Raw genomic sequence first — 18,153 nt, 5'->3', positions numbered from 1 at the left:
GGAAGTCGCGTTCGCGATACTGGGGGCCTGGATTCCGAGGGCGGTGCAGATCCGTGCGAACAGTCGGCTCAGCTCGGCGGTCGTCGCCGTACAAAGCTTCTTGGGATCGAGGGCCGGCTGTGGGCGGGGCGAGGATCAGGTGCACCGGCACCACGATCTCGGGGAACGCCGCGAGGTGACTGCGGTCCTCAGCCGAGACCTTCTTGCTGACAGCGAGAGCTTCGACCCGGTCAGGACGATCGGTCCATTCCTTCCCGGGGCCGATCGGCATTCCGGAGGCGGACCAGTCCGCTGACGGAGTTACGACAGCGGATTCCCTTCCTCTTCCAGGGGGTTGAAGACGCCGAACGGGGTGATCGGCGGGCCTCCTCCCGCCCCGCCCTATCTGGACTGCACAGACCTTTGTGCGAACGCTGCTGCCAGCGGATGATCCACTCGTCCAGGAGGTCCTGGAGCTTGGCGGGGGCCCAGACAGCCTCGGGGCCCGGTCGCTGCCGCGGCGGGTGACATCGGAGCCGGTGCGGCCAGCGACGTACTTGGATGCAGCGGCGTAGCAGCTCACCGCGCACAGCCTTCGGGTCGTCTGCCTTGTCGCCCAGGAGGCGCTCCGGGCCGCCGCAAAGGCCGGCCGGGTCGTCCGGCGACGGGCGGGATGCCGTCGACGAGGGCGCGGGTCGTCGGCGGTGCGCGCCCCGGAGGCGCGATGTCCTTCGGGGCGCGCGGCAGGGGTTCCGGTTCAGGCGTTGTAGCCACCGTGGGCGTCCAGCACCGCGCCCGTGACGTACGACGCGGCGGGGCTCGCCAGAAAGGCGATCGCCGCGGCGATTTCTTCGGGGCGACCCATGCGTTGCAGGGACAGCGAGCTGACCAGGGCCTTGAGGGTCTCGGGGTCCGGCCCTTCCATGCCGCCCTCCATCAGCCCGGCCTCCACGACGTTGGCCGTGATGTTCCGGGGCCCGAGGTCCCGTGCGGCCCCCATGGTGTACCTCTCGATCCCTGACTTGGTCGCCGAGTAGTCGGCAAGGCCCGGGGCGCCGACCCGGGAGCCCAGTCCGGAACTCACCGTGATGATGCGGCCGCCCGCGCGCAGCACTCGGGAGGCGGCCCGGATGACGGCGATCACGCCGAGGTAGTTGGTGGCGTGCATCCGGTCCAGTGCGGCGGTGTCGGCGTCCGGGTCGTCCACCGTGCGGCCCTGCTCCACCGAGATCGCCGCGTTGTTGACGAGGATGTCCAGGCCGCCGAAGTGCGCGACCACGTCGTCGATCAGCGCCGGCGCCCGACTCGTGTCCGCCTGGTCGGACTTGAAGGCGACGGCCTTCGCTCCCTTGCCGCGCACCTCGTCCACGACAGCCTGCGCCTGCTTCTCGGAGCTGACATAGGTGAAGGCGACGTCGGCGCCCTGCTCGGCCAGCAGTCGTACGGTCGCGGCTCCCAGTCCGCGCGACCCCCCGGTGACCAGGGCGACCTTGCCCGTGAGTGGCTTGCTCATTCTTCTCACCTCGTTGATTGACCCTTGCCGATAGTCGCAACGTTAATGGTTACGACAGTGCGTTGCAACCATAGCTGTTACGACTGTGCCGTCGTAGCATGGAGCGTTGCGTCCGGGAGGAGGGTTCATGAGTGCCAACAGCAGGCTGACCATTGCCGCCCATGCGCTGGCCTGGATCGGCCTCTACCAGCGCCAGGGTCATGAGGTCGCCACCTCCGAGCAGATCGCGGCCAGCGCGAACACCAACCCCGTGGTGATCCGGCGGCTGCTCGGCGAGCTGCGCAGGGCCGGACTCGTGGAGTCCCGGCGGGGCGTGGGCGCGGGCTGGTCGCTGGCGCGCGAGCTGGAGTTGATGACCCTGCTCGACGTGTACGAGGCAGTGGAACCCGGCCCGCTGTTCGCGATGCACCGCGCCACCCCGGACCAGGGATGCGTGGTGGGCCACGGCATCCAGCCGGCGATGCAGGGCATCTACGACGGCATCGAGGAGACCCTGAGGAACGAGCTGGCCCGCGTCACGCTCGCGAACGTACTCCGGGACGTACTCGCGACACCTCGCTAGCCTCCCCGTTACGGCGCTTACGCCCTGACATCACCAAGATCCCATCCGTGCCCAGGTCGGCGAACAGCCTGGCAACCAGTCACGCCAAAGGGCGTTGCGGTAAGCGACCGTGTCCTGGGTCAGGGCCGCTTCCGGCTCGGGCGGGCGCATTCGGCTCCTCCAGGGCGTGGGAGTGGTGCGCCACAGCCTGCTGGAATTCGGCGATCACGAGACCACCGTCAATACGATCTTGCCTTGGAGGTGGCCCTGCACGGCTCGCACGTGTGCGCTGCCCGCCTCCGGCAGCGGGTAGGTGCTGTCCACTCCGACCTGGAGCTTGCCCTCGTCGAACAGGTGCCCGATCTCGGCGAGCTGGGGGCCGTTGGAACGCACCTGAATGTTCGAGACCGTGATGCCCAGACGTGCCGTCTCTTCCGGGTCGTACTGGGCGAAGAACACCGGAAGCATGGTGCCGCCGCGCTTGAGCACGGTCAGGAAACGTGAGCTGTCCGGGCCACCGACGGTGTCGATCAGCAGGTCGACACCGCTGACCACTTCCGCGGCCCGCGCCCTGGTGTAGTCGATGAACTCGTCGGCGCCGAGCTTGTGCAGGAACTGCTGGTGCCGGCCCGAGGCCACCGCGATGACGCGTGCCCCCTTCCATTTCGCCAACTGCACCGCGAAGTGGCCCACTCCACCGGCGGCCCCGTTGACCAGCACGGTCATCCCTGGCGTGATCGGCACCGGCTGGTGCACCTGGCCGGTGAAAGGAGACGGCACGTCGTGGCCGAGATCAACCAGGTACTGCCAGGCCGTCAGCACGGCCATCGGCGCCCCAGCCGCCTGCACGTGGTCGATACCGGCCGGCTTGTGGGCGAGGTCCGAAGCCGGCGCGGCCACGTACTCGGCGTACGTCCGGCCGTCGAAACCGGGGAACCGCAGCATGCCGAAGACCTCGTCACCGACGGCGAACCCCAGCACGTCCGGAGCGACCGCCTGGACCACGCCCGACATGTCCGTTCCGGGGATCAGGGGGAACTCCAGTGCCGGCCTCATCTCGGCCGGCATGACCTTCATCCCCTCACGCAGGTACCAGTCCGGCGGGTTGATGCCCGCCGCGTGCACCCGGACGAGCACCTCTCCCGGGCCGATCTCGGGAACCGGCACCTCGTCATACTGCAAAAACTTCCGGCCCGCCCGCTTCGTGGAACTGGATCGCCTTCATCGCGCCCGTCGCTTTCTTGGGGAAACGTTGCTCCTTCAGTCAAGGCCCACGACGGCCTGGCCGTCCAAGGCCGGTTCGGCAACCGGATCATTCCGAAACGGCATGACGCTTAGGCTGGAAGGGTGAACGATCTCGGACAGGACCTGGAACTGCGGCTGGTGCGCTACTTCACCGTGGTGGCGGCGCACCAGCACTTCGGCCGGGCCGCCGCCGAGTTGCACGTGGCCCAGCCGGCGCTGAGCCGCCAGATCCAACGGCTCGAGAAGTATCTCGGCGCACGACTGCTGGACCGCGTACCCCAGGGCGCCCGGCTCACTCCGGCCGGCCAGAGGTTCCTCCCCCTCGCCCAAGCCCTGTTGCAGGCCGCCCGCCAGGCCGAGACGGCCGTGCGTGAACAAGCCGAGACCGAAGCTTCCTTGCCGGTGGCGTCCATGGTGTCGAGCGCGGTACGCACGGCACGCCGGTCGGTGTCGAAGAGGAACCGGGCGAGACCGGTCTGCATGGAGATCACGGAATGTGGTGGGCGACCACTCGTGCAGTTCGCGGGCGATCCGGCCGCGTTCCTGGGCCACCTCGCGCCGGGCCCGCTCGGCCTGTTCGCGGCGCAGTTGCCGGGTCAGTTCGACCGAGCGGCGGGCGACGACGCCGAACCGCCACAGCACCGCCGGATAGACCACGGCCTGCCCCAGGACGGACGGCCAGGAGTCGGTGTGGTTCACCGCGCCCGCGTAGATCCATACCCCGCTCATCAGGACCGCGCACGGCACGGAGATCCGCACGGTACGCAGGGAGGCGACGATGTAGACGGCGAGCATGGAGCCGAAGCTGCACACCACTCATTCCTCATTCCTGCTTCCTGTCGAATGCAACCGCAGCCGGCATGGTGTTCACCGACAGACGGTTGTCCTTGGAGTTCCTGTTCCGTAGCGCGTGACGTGCTCGGTGCGTGCCACGTCCGACATCCGTGGTGCCTCGCCGGCGACGGCTGTCCGACCTGGCGTGACCAGGAACTCAGTGCGCTCGGCGACCGCACACGTCAACCTGGCGGTGGGCCGCGGCCGAAACTTTCGACGTACGGAGGGGGACCGCTGCAACCGGACGAGTAGTCCGACGCGGCTCAGGTGGGCGGCCGTGGCCGAGCCCGCACTCCCGGCGGTGCCGCATCCATCCGACCGGAGAACCGCGGAGGAGGTCGAGTTCGGTCCGGCCGGAGCCTGCGCGTTGGAGGAGCCTGACCACGGTTGCCTGACCTTCGACCTGACCGAGCTCCAAGTGCTCGACAGGCAGGCGAAGGCGCTCACGGCGGGTCGTGATCCAGCGCAGAGCCCTCCTGGGTTCCCACAGTGCCGGGGGCGGTGGCGGCGCGGCGGTGCCTTGCTTCAGCAGGTGAACTTTGGAGTCGACCATACTCCGCGGCGTGCCGTCCCTTCCGGTGCGCTACCGCGTCGGCTGACGGCCGTCCGCCCGTCCGGAACGGTTCGGAGCCGGGGCCGGAGCCGGAACCGGAGCGGGAGCGGGTGCGGAACGGTCCGGAGCGGGTGCCGGACGGTCCTGGACGCGCAGATGGCGGCTGACGTCGCCCACCAGATGGATACGGACCCGTCGCTCCGCGAACCGCCAGCGTCCGTCCCGGCGCTCGAAGCGGTCGTTGTAACGCCCCGCGGCCACCGGCTGCAACGGGAAGCCGGGCAGGGCCTGGAACACCGTGACGTAGGACCGGGCGGCGGCGACTCCCGCGTCCTCGTCGACATCGACGGCGATGTTGGTCGTGACGTGATGGGTGCGCGGAGTGCCGTCCTCGTAGAGGATCACGCTGTCCCGGAGCATCTTCTCCACTCCCGCGTCCCGCCCCGGGACCGGTGCGCCGCTGCCGATGAACACGGCGTCGGCGAACAGTTCACCCGCACCGGCGAAGTCTCCGGTGTCGACCAGTTCCGCGTACTCGGCGATCAGGTTGGTTATGGCAGCTGTGTCCGCAGTCGTGCTCATGATTCCGAGAGTACATATCGAGTGGCCACCGGCAGGGGGTTCCGGTCGCCGCCCTCCGGAGAGCGGCGCCGGCCAACACGCCCGCCGCAGAGCCGGCATACGGGTGAGCTTCTCCGCGAACAGGCCGGCCAGCAGAGCGTGCGGAGCGGCGAGCGCCGGGCGGTGCTCGGGTGAGGCCACCTGGAAGGCTCCTCGGGGACGCCGAGGAGTTCGGCGATGACCGTCGCGGGCAGCGGGGCGTTGAACGCCTCGACGAGGTCGAGCTCGCCCGACGGCGGCATTGCGTCGATCAGGCCGTGCGTGATCTGGTCGACGCGCGGCGCCAGTTCGGCCGTACGACGGAGGGTGAAGGCGGCCGAGGCCGACCGGCGCAGACGGGTGTGCTCGGGCCGGATCGGCCTCCGTCATCTGTGCGCCGAGTCCGGCCGACGGTGCAGGACGTAGCGGGCGGGGTCCTCCAGACCGCGCGGCAGGCCGCCGTACTCGCCCTGGCAGACGGCGTCGAGGGCGAGGTGACGGCGCCCCGGCGGCACCCGTGGCGCGCAGCGGTGCCATGGAACGGCGCGGGTTTGTGGCGACGGCTGCTCCCGACCGGGCCGTCCGGCGCCTCGCGTACCGGGGTGCCGCCGGGTCTCAGGCGTTGGACCACTTCTGGTTGCTGCCGCCGGAGCAGGACCACAGCTGGAGCCGGGTGCCGTTGGCCGTACCGTTGTCCCGTACGTCCGTGCACTTGTCCGCGAGAGCGCTGACCAGGTCGTTGCGGATGTTCAAGGTGAACCGCTGCGCCGGACTCCCGTCGCAGGCCGCCAGTTCGAGGTCCGTCCCGTCCGCGGTCGAGGCGCCGGCGAGCTGCACGCACATGCCGAGCGTGCGCATGGTTCCGTCCGAGGCGAACGTCCAGCGCTGCGAGGCGGATTGCGAGCAGTCCCAGATCATCAGCCGCGCGCCCTGCGCGGCCTTGCCGCCCACGACGTCGATGCAGCGCCGCGACGCGTGGCTGACCACGTTCCCCCCCCGGCGCGGCGGCCGGAGAGGTCGTCCTCGTCCGGGGCTCGTCCCGCGCCGAGTCGGTGGCGTGTTCGCCCGGAGACGCGGAGTCCTCGCTCGACGCACTGCTCCCCGGCGAGGCGGACGTGGGCTCGGCGGAGCCGTCGGGCTCCTTGCCGACCCCGGTGCCGGACGCGCTCACGGAAGGCGCCGGCAAGCCGCCGAGCCCGTCGACGACGTCCGTGCCGTGCCCGTTCGAGCCTGCGCCCACCGACGTCCTGTCACGCTCCGGGCTCTGATCACGGTCGGCCAGCCCCAGGGCCAGCAGGACACCGCCCGCCGACAGCAGCCCCACGATGCCCACGACGGCCAGGGCACCCCGGAACCCCTCGCGCCGCGCCTTGCCACCGGTGTACGGGGCCGCCGGCTTGAGCGGTACGACGATGTCCGCGGCGGTGCGCCCGTCCGCCTCACCGCGACGTGCGAAGCCGCCGGGCCGGTCCGCGGCGGATCCGTCCGCCGGGGCGTCGGCCGTCGAGGACGACGCCGTGGGGAAGCGGCCGGCATTCCTCCGCGACCCGAGCGAGGAGAACTGGGTGAGCCGGGGCACAGAGGTGCCTTCCCCGGCCGTGTCGGGCGCCCGGCCACCGCTCGCCGACGCGGCCGACGCGGCCGGCGCGGTAGGTGAGGCCGGCGAGGCCGGCGAGGAGTCGTCGGCCGCGGGGCCGTCCGGGGCGGGTACGGCATCGGAGCCGACGCGTCTGGTGCTGCCCGGGACTCTCTTGGGGAGATCTCGCGCCGACCGGGGCGTGTGTGGAGGCTTCATGTGATCCTTTCGAGCGGAGCGCGGGGCATGGGACACGGGCGCGGCCGTCTTGCGTTCGGTCTCCGACCGGCCTCGGGGGCGGTCCGGCCTTCCCACACGTGCAGCGGTTCTGCCGCTGTTCCGGTTCACTCCTACGGCGTGTGACATGTGACTCATACCGGCCCGCGAGTGACGACTCAAACCGGCGCATCGGGCGGCGCGGCCGGAGATGCCGGACGGGCCGTGGGATGAGGAGAACGTGTCCGGCCACCGGGCACAGGCGAACGCCGCCCGGCCTCGGGGACGGGCGGCGCCGGTACTCGACGCTTCGCTGCTCGGTGCTTCGCCGCTCAGCGCTCAGTGCTCAGTGCTCGCCTTCAGGCCCAGCAGCCGTTCACGGTCGCGGCGAGGCCGTCCATCGCGTCCTTGATGTCGGCCGGTGCGGCCGTCGAGCGCCGAACGAGCCGACCGTGACCGTGACTACGAGCGTGTGATGTGGAGCACATCCGTCCTGTTCCGGGGAGTCCAAGAGCGCATGATCAGGAAGGTGCCGTCGTTGCCGTCGTTGCCGTCGTTGCCGTCGTTGCCGTCGTTGCCGCCGGGGCCGTTCCGGCAGAGCTGACCTCGGAGAGTGCCGGACGGGTGTCAGTGTGAGCCGAGGACGGCACCGGGGCCGATGCCGGTCAGGTCACAGCTCGCCTCCCACAACCGCGTCGCGACGGAGGTGTCGGCGAGGTGGTTCCACACCGGTTCACGTCGGGGCTCGCCGCGCAGGCCGAAGACGCGCGGGCCCCACAGTTGGCCTCCCCGCACGGCCGGGTCGAGCACCGCCCGGACCGCGGGCCACGCGCCGGCATGCTTGCCCTGGACGAGGAGGGCCGCAGGTGCCGCGCTCAGCCGCGCGCCGGTCGTCTGCACATGGATCGGCGGCCGTGACGGGGTGAGGGAGTCCAGCGCGCCGCCGGGATGGACCACCACGCTCGCCACCGTGCTGCCGGCAGCGCGCAGACGGCGGTCGAGTTCGACACCGAAGTACATCTGGGCCAACTTGGAACGCCCGTAGGTGCGTTTGGGCCGGTAGTCCTTCCAGGACTGCAGATCGTCCAGGTCGAGCCGCTCCGACTTCGCCGCGAAACTGCCCACGGTCACGACGCGGGCCGCCGGTGCGGCCGACAGCAGCGGCATCAGCCAGTGGGTCAACGCGAAGTGCCCAAGGTGGTTCGTGCCGAACATGAGCTCGTGGCCGTCCCCCGTCTCCTCGCGCGGAGGGTCGTCAAGCGCGACGCCGGCGTTGTGGACCACCGCGTCCAGGCGGTCCACCTCCAGTGAGTCCGCCACCGTCCGCAGCGACGGGAGGTCGGCGAGGTCCAGCCGTACCGTCCGCACCCGCGCACCGGCAACACGCGCACGTATCGAAGCCGAGGCGACCTCGGCCTTCGTGGGGTTCCGGCTGCCGAGCACGACGGTCGCTCCGGTCGCCGACAACTGCTCCGCGACGAAGTACCCGATGCCGGCGTTGCCGCCGGTGACCAGGAAGACACTGCCATCGGCACGCGGCAGCCGTTGGACGTTCCAGGGCGGGGTGGAGGATACGGACGACATGGCGACGGGACTCCCTTGCTGCTGAGGACGGCTGCGGCCGGCGGCCGGGCAACTCGACGCCCACGGTTCCAGCGGCCACCGACACATCGCCGAGGGATCACCGACAGTTCCGCCGGACGGCCGATGTCCCACCGACACGGGGCCGGCCCGTCGCCGCACCGTGCCGGTGAACGTCACGTGGACCAACCGGAGCACGCCGAGCCCGGCGAGCAGGGCGACCTCCTCGCGAGGTGGTCGACTCCGAGCTCGCCGGCACCATCACCGAGGCCGGAGCCGCCGACGCCATGCGCCTCCACCGTGCCCACGCGATCGGGCCCGACGCCATCGCCGCCGCCGTCTCCTGCGCCCTTGCGCAGCCGCCCGACATCGACGTCAACGAGATCGTCGTACGCCCCGCCCGCCGGCGCTGGACCCACCGCACCGATCGGAGATCCCCATGACAACGCCCCGCACCCCCGGGGACCTCACCGGACGGGCCCCCGCGCGGGGAGTGGCCATTCGGCAGGGGCACCCGGGCCGGGGTCCGTTCTCATGTCTCGGGAAGTGCGGACCGCCACAGGCTGTGATCTCGCACAGGCTCGAACGCCGCCGCCGGTCACCGTGTCAGGGGCGTCGGCCCTTCCCGTTCCAGAACTCGACGAGGGATTCAGCGGTCGCCTCGGGGCAGTGGATGCTGGGTGAGTGCCCGCCGGCGGGGACGGTGAGACGTTCGGCCTTCAGCTGTGCCGCCATGCTGTCCAGCTCCCGGACGGACCAGGACTCGTCCGGTTCGCCGGCCAGAACGAGCTTGGGGATGTCACATCTCGCCAGATCGGAGAGGGACGAGACGGGATCGAGCATCCATCGAGCAGCACAGGTGAGGCTCTGCGCAGCGGTGCGTGTCCAACGGTCGTGCATCAGCTCCTCAGCGTCCTGACCTGCCTGGGCGGGACGCACGAAGGTCCAGATGTCGTCCTTCGGCATCGATGCCAGGGCGTCGATGAGGAGCTGAATCCGCTGACGCTGATGGGTGGACGGCGTAGACGGACCGGAGTTGAGCAGAGTCAGAGTGGCCCAGGGCATGGCCGGTTCGACGTCGGCCCCGAGGAGCACCGCTTCCCGAGCTACGAATCCTCCGAACGAGTGGCCCACGAGGTGCACGGCACCGTCCCCCAGTGCCCGGGTCTGGGCGATGACATCAGCCGCCAGCTCGGCCGGAGCATAAGCCGATGGGGAGCTGGGGCCCTCCGTCTCGTACTGGCCCCGTCCGTCGACGGCCACGGCGCGGTATCCGGCTGCGGCAAGCAGGGGCAGCAGGGGAGCGAAGTCCTCCTTGCTGCCCGTCAGTCCCGGCAGCAGGAGCGCCGACCCTTTGCAGGTGCCGTGTCGAGGGCCGGCTTCCAAGCAGGCGAAGCGCCCCCGGCTGGTGTGAAGGTCTGTGCGGTCGACGGCTTCGGGAAGCGCTGCCGTCAGAAGTTGGCTCATGGGACGGGGAGTGTAGGGCGAGCGCTCTCCGCCGTCGGACCTCAACCCCCGACGCGCAGGTGCCAACCGCCGAAGCGGCCCACGAGACCGGGTACGCCGCGAACACGCATACGGCCTTCCTGCGCCAGGGTCTCCCACGTCAGAACCGCGTCGGTGCTGCCGTACCCCTGTGCCGCGAGTGCGTTGACGCGTTCTTCGATCTTGCGCAAATGCCGGCCGATGCGCTGGATGGCCCGGTTGATGCCGCGAAGCCACAAGAGAGCCACGACAAGAACGAGGACGGCCACGTAGAAGGCGGGTGCGCCGAAGTTCAACTTGTCGGAGACGACCAGTAAAGCGGAGATGATGCCCGCGAAGCCGATCATCTGCATGCGTCCGGCGACACGGTGGATGATCTCCTCCCGCAGTGTGCGGTATTCCTCGAGGAGCAGTGCGATTTCCTGTGACGTCCCGCGCGGCTGGGCGTGACCTGGGGCGCCGCTTGCCTGAGACGGCAGGCCTGCTGATGTCATGAGTACCCCCGAAGCGCTGCTGCGTGGTGTGCGTTCTGCGTGATTCTGCCCCATCCGCCTTGTGGCATACGAGATTCGGCAAGGGCCGACTCGTGGGCATGTCCATGGGTATGCTCATGGATATGACGGGGACTCGGGGCCTGTTGGGACCCCGCACCCGTGGACCGGGCATTTCGCCCCCGTTCCTGCGGAGCGGTCCCGGCAGAGCGACTTCGCGACCATCGACGCCGACCCTGCGGTCCTGGACGCCGGGGTGTGCTGGTGGCTCCCTCGGAGAACGGCGTGACCCGGCTGGTCTGCCTGGACCTCGAACGGATGCGGGTTCCCGCCGGTGAGACCGTGCCCCCGAACGAGTTCCGCGAGACCCCGGTCCGCCTCTGCGGCTCCGACTGCGGGATCGCCGAACCCTGCTGGCTCTCCCGTTTCGCCCGACTAGAGCTGGCAGGTGACCCGCACACCGGCGCGACCATCGGTGCGGGATGGGGTCCTGCGTCACGGTCCTGCGTCACGGGTCCTGCGTCACCACCGTGACCGTCACCCGGCGCGATGACCATGCGGACCTCCACGGAGTGACCGCGGTCCTCGTCCGCCCCGACGGCCACATCGCGTGGGCCACGCGCGTCACCGACCCGGCCGTACGCCGTGACGAGTGCCGTGCGGCGCTGACCGTCCGGGCCGGAAACCCCGCTCACGGGCTCTGACAGAACCAGGCTTCCGCCACCTGTGCAGTCCGGGCCGGACCGGCCGGTTCGGACCCTGGCGCGTCAGGATCCGAAGGGAGGCCGAGGCAGGAAGGCAGGATCGGGCCGAGCCGTGCGGGGCCGGGTCCGCAGGTCTGCCGGAGCCGGCAGACCCGGGCCACCACGGCCTCCGGAGTTCGACGCGGTGTCGCGCGGGGCCGGCTGGAGCGGTCGGCGAGGCTCGCCTCGCCCTCGGCCCGCCGACGGCGGACTCCCTTGTGCGCCGTCGCTCCCGAGACGTCCGTTCCACCGCCCGGGACGCCCGTCGGGGCGGCCTGCACGGACAGGTTCGACCGGCAGCCGCCCGCCATGAACGGCCGGCCGGGCCTCACGGTGGGACACGAAGATCTCGGTGCGGTGCGGGCCTGCCGGTGTGTCGCGGCGGGACAAAGGGCGCTTTCCGCGAGATTCTGCCGCCGGGCGGCGCGGAGTACCGGCTCCCCGCCCCTTCCCCTGTCCGCCCTACACCCCGGGGACCCGCCATGGCAGCACCGCACGCCCCGTCCACCGAGGACGGTCACCGCTTCGACGACCTGCGCGCACTCTTCATCAACTGCACGCTCAAGCCGTCACCCCGACTCAGCCACACCCAGGGACTCATCGACAAGAGCCGGGCGATCATGGACGGGCGCGGGGTGACCACGGAGCTCATCCGTGCGGTCGACGAGGACATCGCCCCGGGCGTCTACCCGGACATGACCGAGCACGGCTTCGGCACCGACGCCTGGCCGGCGCTGTACGAGCGGGTGATGGCCGCGGACATCCTGGTGCTGGCGGGGCCCATCTGGCTGGGCGACAACAGCTCCGTCACCAAGCAGGTCATCGAGCGCCTGTACAGCTGTTCGAGCCTGCTCAACTCCCAGGGACAGTACGCCTATTACGGACGCGTCGGCGGCTGTCTGATCACCGGCAACGAGGACGGCGTGAAGCACTGCGCCATGAACGTCCTCTACAGCCTGCAGCACCTCGGCTACACCGTCCCGCCGCAGGCGGACGCGGGCTGGATCGGCGCGGCGGGGCCCGGCCCGTCGTACCTGGACCCCGGTTCGGGCGGCCCGGACAACGACTTCACCAACCGCAACACCAGCTTCATGACCTGGAACCTGATGCACCTCGCGGCCCTGCTCAAGCGGGCCGGTGGCATCCCGGCCCACGGCAATCAGCGCTCGGAGTGGGTTGCCGGCTGTCGGTCGGGGGCGGACAACCCCGAGCACCGCTGAGCAGCACCGCAAGCCGGGGTCTCCTCCTGCTGGCCGCCGTGGTTCGAACCCTGCCGGCTCCACCTCCGCTCCCGCACCCGCTGGACGAGGTTGTTGGCGAACCTGCCTCGCTACCAGGGCTGTTCCAGCGGCTGGGTGCTCCTTGCCGCGTCGCGGGCACAGGTGCTCAGGGCATGGTCGCCGGGGGACGGTGGACCACGGGGGAAATGCCCTGCCCGCACGTGTGGCGCTCTGACTCCGCTGCTGGACTTGGCGTTCAGCCTCCTGAGGCAAGGTCCGTGGCGACCGGCGGTAAGCGGTTACCCGAAGTGAGCGCGCGAACAGAGAGCGCACACCTGCCGAATGCGAGCACGGCATCCCACCCGTACCCGACCGGCCAAGCACCACCTGGGCCGACTTCCTGCGCAGCCAGGCCGACACGCGCCCCGCGCCCCGGGGAACCGGGGCGCGGAGGCGGGCTCGTGGTGCGGCACCGTGCGGAGCGGGAACGGGACGCCGTACCGGGTCCGGTCAGTCGTCGGGCAGGGTGCCGGTGCGTGCCACCTCGGAGTACCAGCGGGCGCTGGCCTTCGGAATCCGCGTGCCGGTCGGGTAGTCCACGTAGACGGCGCCGAAGCGCTTGCCGTAGCCGTGCCCCCACTCGAAGTTGTCCAGCAGCGACCACAGGAAGTACCCGCGGACGTCCGCTCCGTCCGCGACGGCCCGGTGGACGGCGGCCAGGTGGCCGCGCAGGTAGGCGATACGGGCGGGGTCGTTGACCTGGCCGGAAGGGTCGGCGTAGTCGTCGCAGGCGGTGCCGTTCTCGGTGATGGCCAGCGGCAGCCCGGGGAAGTCGGAGGCCAGCCGCCGCAGCAGGTCGTACAGGCCGGTCGGGTCGACGGCCCAGCCCTTCATCGGGGTGGTGTCGCCCGGAGGCTGGTGGAAGGCGACCTCGTCGGCGGCCGGCCACGGGCTGTGGGTACTGTTGCCGTGCCCGTCCGAGGAGTGGCTGCCGCTGCCGTCGGCCCGGGAGACGAGGGTGGGCGTGTAGTAGTTGACGCCGAGGAGGTCCAGCGGCTGGTGGATCAGCGCCAGGTCGCCGTCCCGCACGTACGACCAGTCGGTCAGTGCGGCGGTGTCCTTGAGCAGGTCCTCCGGGTAGGCGCCGCGCAGCATCGGCCCGGTGAAGACCCGGTTGGCCAGCGCGTCGATGCGGCGCGCCGCATCGGCGTCGGCGTCGCTGCCGGTGAGCGGGCGCACCTGGTGGAAGTTGAGGCTGACCAGGCACCGGGCGTCGGCGGGGATGCGGTCGCGCAGTGCCTGGACGGCCAGACCGTGGGCCAGATTGAGGTGGTGGGCGGCGCGCAGGGCGGCGACCGGGTCGGTGCGGCCGGGGGCGTGCACGCCGGAACCGTAGCCGAGGAAGGCGCTGCACCAGGGCTCGTTGAGGGTGGTCCAGGTCTTCACCCGGTCGCCGAGCGCGTCGGCGGCCAGGGCCGCGTACTCGGCGAACCGCTCGGCGGTGGCTCGCTCCGGCCAGCCCCCGGCGTCCTCCAGTTCCTGCGGCAGGTCCCAGTGGTAGAGGGTGGCGACGGGCTGGATGTTCTTCTCCAGCAGCTCGTCGACGAGGCGCCGGTAGAAGTCGAGCCCCTTCTGCGCGGCAGGGCCGCGGCCGGTGGGCTGGATGCGTGGCCAGGCGAGGGAGAAGCGGTAGGCGCCGACGCCGAGGTCGGCCATGAGGGCGACGTCCTCGCGCCAGCGGTGGTAGTGGTCGGTGGCGATGTCACCGCTGTCGCCGTTGCGGACCCGGCCCGGAGTGCGGGCGTAGGTGTCCCAGATGGACGGTGTGCGGCCGTCCTCCGCGACGGCTCCCTCGATCTGGTACGCGGCGGTCGAGAAGCCCCACAGGAAACCTTCGGGGAAGGTGCGGGAGGCGTCCGGGGCGGACGCGGTCTGCTGCTGTGCTGCGGTGACCACGTGGATCCTTCCGAGTTGAGGTGGTGCGGCGGGTCAGCCCTTGACGGCGCCCGCCATGATGCCGCTGACGATCTGCCGGCCGAAGACGACGAACATCGCCAGCAGCGGCAGCGTGCCGAGCAGCGCGCCCGCCATGATCAGGGACTGGTCCCGGACGTAGCCGGCGCTGAGCTGGGTGAGGGCGACGGGAACCGTCGGGTTGGTCATGTCGAGCACCACGAACGGCCAGAAGAAGTCGTTCCAGGCGTGCACGAACGTGATCATGAAGATGACCGCCATCGCCGGGCGGGCCACGGGCAGCACGATGCTCCAGAAGATCCGCAGCGAGTGCGCGCCGTCCACGCGGCCGGCCTCGACCAGTTCGTCCGGCAGCGCCTCCGACAGGTACTGCCGCATGAAGAAGACACCGACCGCGCTCACCAGGGTGGGGAAGATGACGGCGGGCAGCTCCTGCGACCAGCCCAGCTCGGACATCATCATGAACAGCGGTACGACGCCGAGCTGCGGCGGCACCATCATGGTGCCGATCACCAGCATGAGCAGGACGTTGCGGCCCTTGAACCGCAGCTTGGCGAAGGCGAACCCGGCCAGCGTCGCGAACATCACCGTGGACAGGGCGATGACACCGGCCACGATCGTAGAGTTGATCATGGCCTTGCCCATCGCCGCCTCGTCCCAGGCACGGGCGAGGTTGCTGAAGAGGTTGGGGCCGGGCAGGAACGGCGGCGGCGTCTGGCTGACCCGGGTGTTGTCGGTGGAGGCCGCCACCATCGTCCAGTACAGCGGGAAGACCGACAGGATCGCCGTGATCGCGAGCAGGCCGTAGGCGAGCGGGCCCGCGTGATGCTGGCGGCCGGCGCGCCGGCCCGGCATCCGGATGCCGCCGCGGACGAAGGCCGTCTTCGACGCGGTCTTCGAGGTGGCCCGGTCCGACGCGTCCGTCCGGACCGGGAGGCTGTCTGTGGTCATGGAGACTCCTGGTCGACAGGTCAGGACGTACGGGGACGCAGGCGCTTGATCAGCAACTGCGTCACGAAGACGAGGACGAGCAGCAGGAACATCACCCAGGCGACGGTCGCCGAGCGGCCCATCTGGTAGTTCTTCCAGCCCTCCTCGTACAGCAGCAGGCCCAGCGTCTGGTACTGGTTGTCGGCGCCGCCCGACACGCCGTTGGGCCCCTGCCCGAAGATCAGCGGCTCACCGAACAGCTGCGTCGCGCCGATGGTGGAGAGCACGATGGTGAAGACGATGGTGGAGCGGATCCCCGGCACGGTGACGTGCGTGAACTGCTTCCAGCGGGAGGCTCCGTCGATGGCGGCGGCCTCGTACCGGTCGGCGGGGACGGCCTGCATGGCGGCCAGGTAGAGCAACGCGTTGTATCCGGTCCAGCGCCAGATGACGATGGTCGAGATCGCGAGCTGGGCGGGCCACTTGTCGGCCTCCCAGTCCACCGGGTCGATGCCGGCCAGACCGAGCGCCCAGTTGATCATGCCGAAGTCGCGTTCGAAGATCATGGTGAACACGAGGGCGGCGGCGCCGACCGAGGTGGCGTAGGGGACGAGCGTGGCGACGCGGAAGAAGAGCGAGCCGCGCATCCGGTAGTTGAGCAGGTGGGCCAGGCCGAGCGCCATCAGCAGCTGCGGCACCGTGGAGATGACACCGATCGTGATGGTGTTCCCCAGTGCGTTCCAGAAGCGGTCGTCGCCCCAGAGCTCGACGTAGTTGTCGAACGCCACCCACTCCATGACGTCGAGGGTGGCCAGTTCCACCCGGTGCAGGGAGATCCAGGAGGTGTAGAGAAGGGGATAGAGGCTGAACGCGGCGAACACGACGAAGAACGGTGCGACGAAAGCGTACGGTGCGCCCTTGACGTCCAGCCGGTGCAGCAGGGCGCCGCGCCGCCGGCCCGTGCCTTCGCCGCCCGGCGTGCGGGACGGTCCGCGACGCCCCTCGCCGCCGACCTGGGCCTTGGTGGTGGAGGTGGCCACCGGACTTCCTTCCTTCGAGAGCTTCAGGTGCGAGCCGGTTGTCGGGCCCGGGCCCGCCGGTGACGTGCGGGCGGGCCCGGGTGGCCGGAAGGGCGACGGGTCAGCCGACCGCCTTCTCGATGCGCTCCGCGGTGGTCTGCCATGCCTCGTCACGCGAGGCGTCCCCCTGCTCGATCAGGGCCAGGCCCTGGGAGAAGGTGTCCTTGATCGTGCCGTCCTTGCGGCCGAGGACCTGCTTGTCCGGGATCTCCTTGGCGGCCTCGCCGAAGATCTGCCCGATCGGGGCGTTGTCGAAGTACTCGGCGGTCACCTGCTGCACCTCGGGGGAGTCCAGGGCCTCCTGCGAGGACGGAACACTGCCCTGCTCCTGGAAGATGTGCGCCTGCTGCTCGGGCGCGGTCAGCCAGGCGACGAGCTTCTTGGCCTCCTCCTTCACCGGGCTCTGCTCGACCACACCGAGGAAGGAACCGCCCCAGTTGGCGCCCTTGGGAGCCTTGGCCACGTCCCACTTGCCCTTGTTCGCCTCGCCGGCCTTCTCGCTGATGTGGCCGAGCATCCAGGCCGGGCAGACGGCCGTGGCGAACGTGCCGTTGGCCAGGCCCGGATCCCAACCGGGCTGGAACTGCCGGAGTTTGGCGGTCAGACCGTCCTCGGCGGCGTCGGCGGCGAGATTCCAGGCCTCCTTGACGACCGGGTTCGTCTCGTAGATCAGGTCGCCCTCGGCGTTGTAGTACTGCTCGGGGTATCCGTAGACCATGGCGTTGAACAGGCCGCTGGCCGCGTCCGTGTACGCCACGTCACCGCCCTTGAAGTTCTTCTTGAAGGTGCGGCCGACCTCGACGAACTTCTTCCAGTCGCCCTCCCACAGCTTGGCGACCTCCTCGCGGTCGGTGGGCAGTCCGGCTTGCTCGAAGTAGTCCTTGCGGTAGCAGACGGCCATCGGGCCGATGTCGGTGCCCAGGCCCAGCACCTTGCCGTCCTCGGTGGTGATCTGGGACAGCTTCCACGGCAGGAAGTGGTCCGTGCCCGTCACACCGGAGAAGTCCGCGAACTTGTCGGCCTGGGTGTCGACGATCTCCTTGGCCCGGCCGATCTCGATGCCCTGGATGTCCTTCAGGCCCTTGCCCGCGGCCAGCCTGGTCTGCAGGGCGGTGTAGTACGTCTGCTCGTCGCCGGCCACCTCGGCCTTGATGTCGACGTTCGGGTTCTCCTTCTCGTACTGCTCGAAGAGGCCCGTCTCCTTGAAGCCCATCACCCCGTACAGACCCACGGTGATGGTGACCTTGCCGTCCTTCTTGCCGCCGCCCGTCACCGATGCGTCACTGCCGCCGCAGCCGACGACGAGCGCGAGCGCACCGGCGGCCGCGACGACCCCGGCCGCTCTTCCGCGTAATGACCTGTGAAGCATGCTCATGTGTCTTCCTCCAAGCGATGGGCGTCGGCGCACCGGGGTGGCGCCGTATGCGGTGGCTATGGGGCTGTGGCGGACACGGCAGGCGATGGGAACGTGCCCACCTGAGGGATGGGAACGTGCCCAACTGGCGGTGGGAACGTGCCCACCGGCGGTTGGAAGACTCGTGGCAGCGAACGGCTATGTCAATGACCTGAAGACGATTCGTTGCCCGACCGAGC

Annotated in this window: 14 protein-coding genes and 3 pseudogenes; 5 read left to right on the top strand and 12 right to left on the bottom strand. The window is 70.2% G+C overall.

The features are described from left to right. Positions 1-736: 736 nt before the first annotated feature. On the bottom strand, positions 737-1,492 hold the full coding sequence (locus ACFYWQ_RS21135) for an SDR family NAD(P)-dependent oxidoreductase (protein ID WP_389518384.1): 756 nt from the start codon (positions 1,490-1,492) through the stop codon (positions 737-739). A 127-nt stretch (positions 1,493-1,619) separates the two neighbouring features. On the opposite strand from ACFYWQ_RS21135, the gene ACFYWQ_RS21130 reads away from it, so the two are divergent. Next, positions 1,620-2,054, top strand: coding sequence for an Rrf2 family transcriptional regulator (locus ACFYWQ_RS21130; protein WP_389518383.1), 435 nt, complete (start codon positions 1,620-1,622; stop codon positions 2,052-2,054). Positions 2,055-2,258: 204 nt separating this feature from the next. Here ACFYWQ_RS21130 and ACFYWQ_RS21125 read toward each other — a convergent pair. After that, positions 2,259-3,258 (bottom strand): annotated as a pseudogene (locus tag ACFYWQ_RS21125) (NADP-dependent oxidoreductase). A gap of 122 nt (positions 3,259-3,380) precedes the next feature. On the opposite strand from ACFYWQ_RS21125, the pseudogene ACFYWQ_RS21120 reads away from it, so the two are divergent. Beyond that, positions 3,381-3,527 (top strand): annotated as a pseudogene (locus ACFYWQ_RS21120) (LysR family transcriptional regulator); the annotation flags it as partial. Between the two features lie 140 nt (positions 3,528-3,667). On the opposite strand, the pseudogene ACFYWQ_RS21115 reads toward ACFYWQ_RS21120, so the two are convergent. From ACFYWQ_RS21115 to ACFYWQ_RS21100, 4 genes and pseudogenes are all read right to left on the bottom strand, one after another. Next, positions 3,668-4,094 (bottom strand): annotated as a pseudogene (locus ACFYWQ_RS21115) (histidine kinase dimerization/phosphoacceptor domain-containing protein); the annotation flags it as partial. A 601-nt stretch (positions 4,095-4,695) separates the two neighbouring features. Next, positions 4,696-5,247 (bottom strand): nuclear transport factor 2 family protein, encoded by a 552-nt coding sequence (locus tag ACFYWQ_RS21110; protein ID WP_389518382.1) that lies wholly within the window; start codon positions 5,245-5,247, stop codon positions 4,696-4,698. A 633-nt stretch (positions 5,248-5,880) separates the two neighbouring features. After that, entirely contained in the window at positions 5,881-6,252 is a 372-nt protein-coding gene (locus ACFYWQ_RS21105; protein ID WP_389518381.1) for a ricin-type beta-trefoil lectin domain protein, read from the bottom strand. A 1,432-nt stretch (positions 6,253-7,684) separates the two neighbouring features. Further along, positions 7,685-8,641 (bottom strand): SDR family NAD(P)-dependent oxidoreductase, encoded by a 957-nt coding sequence (locus ACFYWQ_RS21100; protein ID WP_389518380.1) that lies wholly within the window; start codon positions 8,639-8,641, stop codon positions 7,685-7,687. 230 nt (positions 8,642-8,871) lie between these two features. On the opposite strand from ACFYWQ_RS21100, the gene ACFYWQ_RS21095 reads away from it, so the two are divergent. Continuing rightward, a complete protein-coding gene (locus tag ACFYWQ_RS21095; RefSeq protein WP_389518379.1) occupies positions 8,872-9,081 on the top strand; it encodes a hypothetical protein in 210 nt (69 codons plus the stop codon). A 163-nt stretch (positions 9,082-9,244) separates the two neighbouring features. Here ACFYWQ_RS21095 and ACFYWQ_RS21090 read toward each other — a convergent pair whose 3' ends face one another. Further along, positions 9,245-10,105, bottom strand: a complete 861-nt coding sequence (locus ACFYWQ_RS21090; protein ID WP_389518378.1) for an alpha/beta fold hydrolase — start codon at positions 10,103-10,105, stop codon at positions 9,245-9,247. Positions 10,106-10,146: 41 nt separating this feature from the next. After that, the gene (locus ACFYWQ_RS21085; RefSeq protein WP_389518377.1) at positions 10,147-10,617 is read right to left on the bottom strand and encodes a hypothetical protein; all 471 of its coding nucleotides are present in this window, start codon (positions 10,615-10,617) and stop codon (positions 10,147-10,149) included. A gap of 479 nt (positions 10,618-11,096) precedes the next feature. Between ACFYWQ_RS21085 and ACFYWQ_RS21080 the strand changes: the two genes are divergently transcribed. Both ACFYWQ_RS21080 and ACFYWQ_RS21075 read left to right on the top strand, forming a co-directional pair. Continuing rightward, positions 11,097-11,318, top strand: coding sequence for a hypothetical protein (locus tag ACFYWQ_RS21080; protein ID WP_389518376.1), 222 nt, complete (start codon positions 11,097-11,099; stop codon positions 11,316-11,318). Positions 11,319-11,839: 521 nt separating this feature from the next. Further along, positions 11,840-12,577, top strand: coding sequence for a flavodoxin family protein (locus tag ACFYWQ_RS21075; RefSeq protein WP_389518375.1), 738 nt, complete (start codon positions 11,840-11,842; stop codon positions 12,575-12,577). A 510-nt stretch (positions 12,578-13,087) separates the two neighbouring features. Here ACFYWQ_RS21075 and ACFYWQ_RS21070 read toward each other — a convergent pair. The 4 genes from ACFYWQ_RS21070 to ACFYWQ_RS21055 all read right to left on the bottom strand — a co-directional run bounded on the left by ACFYWQ_RS21070 (position 13,088) and on the right by ACFYWQ_RS21055 (position 17,929). Continuing rightward, the gene (locus ACFYWQ_RS21070) at positions 13,088-14,533 is read right to left on the bottom strand and encodes a GH1 family beta-glucosidase (RefSeq protein ID WP_389518374.1); all 1,446 of its coding nucleotides are present in this window, start codon (positions 14,531-14,533) and stop codon (positions 13,088-13,090) included. A 33-nt stretch (positions 14,534-14,566) separates the two neighbouring features. Beyond that, positions 14,567-15,502, bottom strand: a complete 936-nt coding sequence (locus tag ACFYWQ_RS21065; RefSeq protein ID WP_389518373.1) for a carbohydrate ABC transporter permease — start codon at positions 15,500-15,502, stop codon at positions 14,567-14,569. Positions 15,503-15,522: 20 nt separating this feature from the next. Then, positions 15,523-16,521, bottom strand: a complete 999-nt coding sequence (locus tag ACFYWQ_RS21060; RefSeq protein ID WP_389518372.1) for a carbohydrate ABC transporter permease — start codon at positions 16,519-16,521, stop codon at positions 15,523-15,525. A gap of 100 nt (positions 16,522-16,621) precedes the next feature. Continuing rightward, positions 16,622-17,929: an ABC transporter substrate-binding protein gene (locus ACFYWQ_RS21055; RefSeq protein ID WP_389518821.1), complete on the bottom strand. Its 1,308-nt coding sequence runs from the start codon at positions 17,927-17,929 to the stop codon at positions 16,622-16,624. Positions 17,930-18,153: the final 224 nt, after the last annotated feature.

It is taken from the genome of Streptomyces sp. NPDC003247 (assembly GCF_042888135.1).
In the GTDB taxonomy this organism is placed as follows: domain Bacteria; phylum Actinomycetota; class Actinomycetes; order Streptomycetales; family Streptomycetaceae; genus Streptomyces.
Note: the sequence above shows the minus strand (reverse complement) of the source record. Positions and strands in the feature narration are given on the sequence as shown.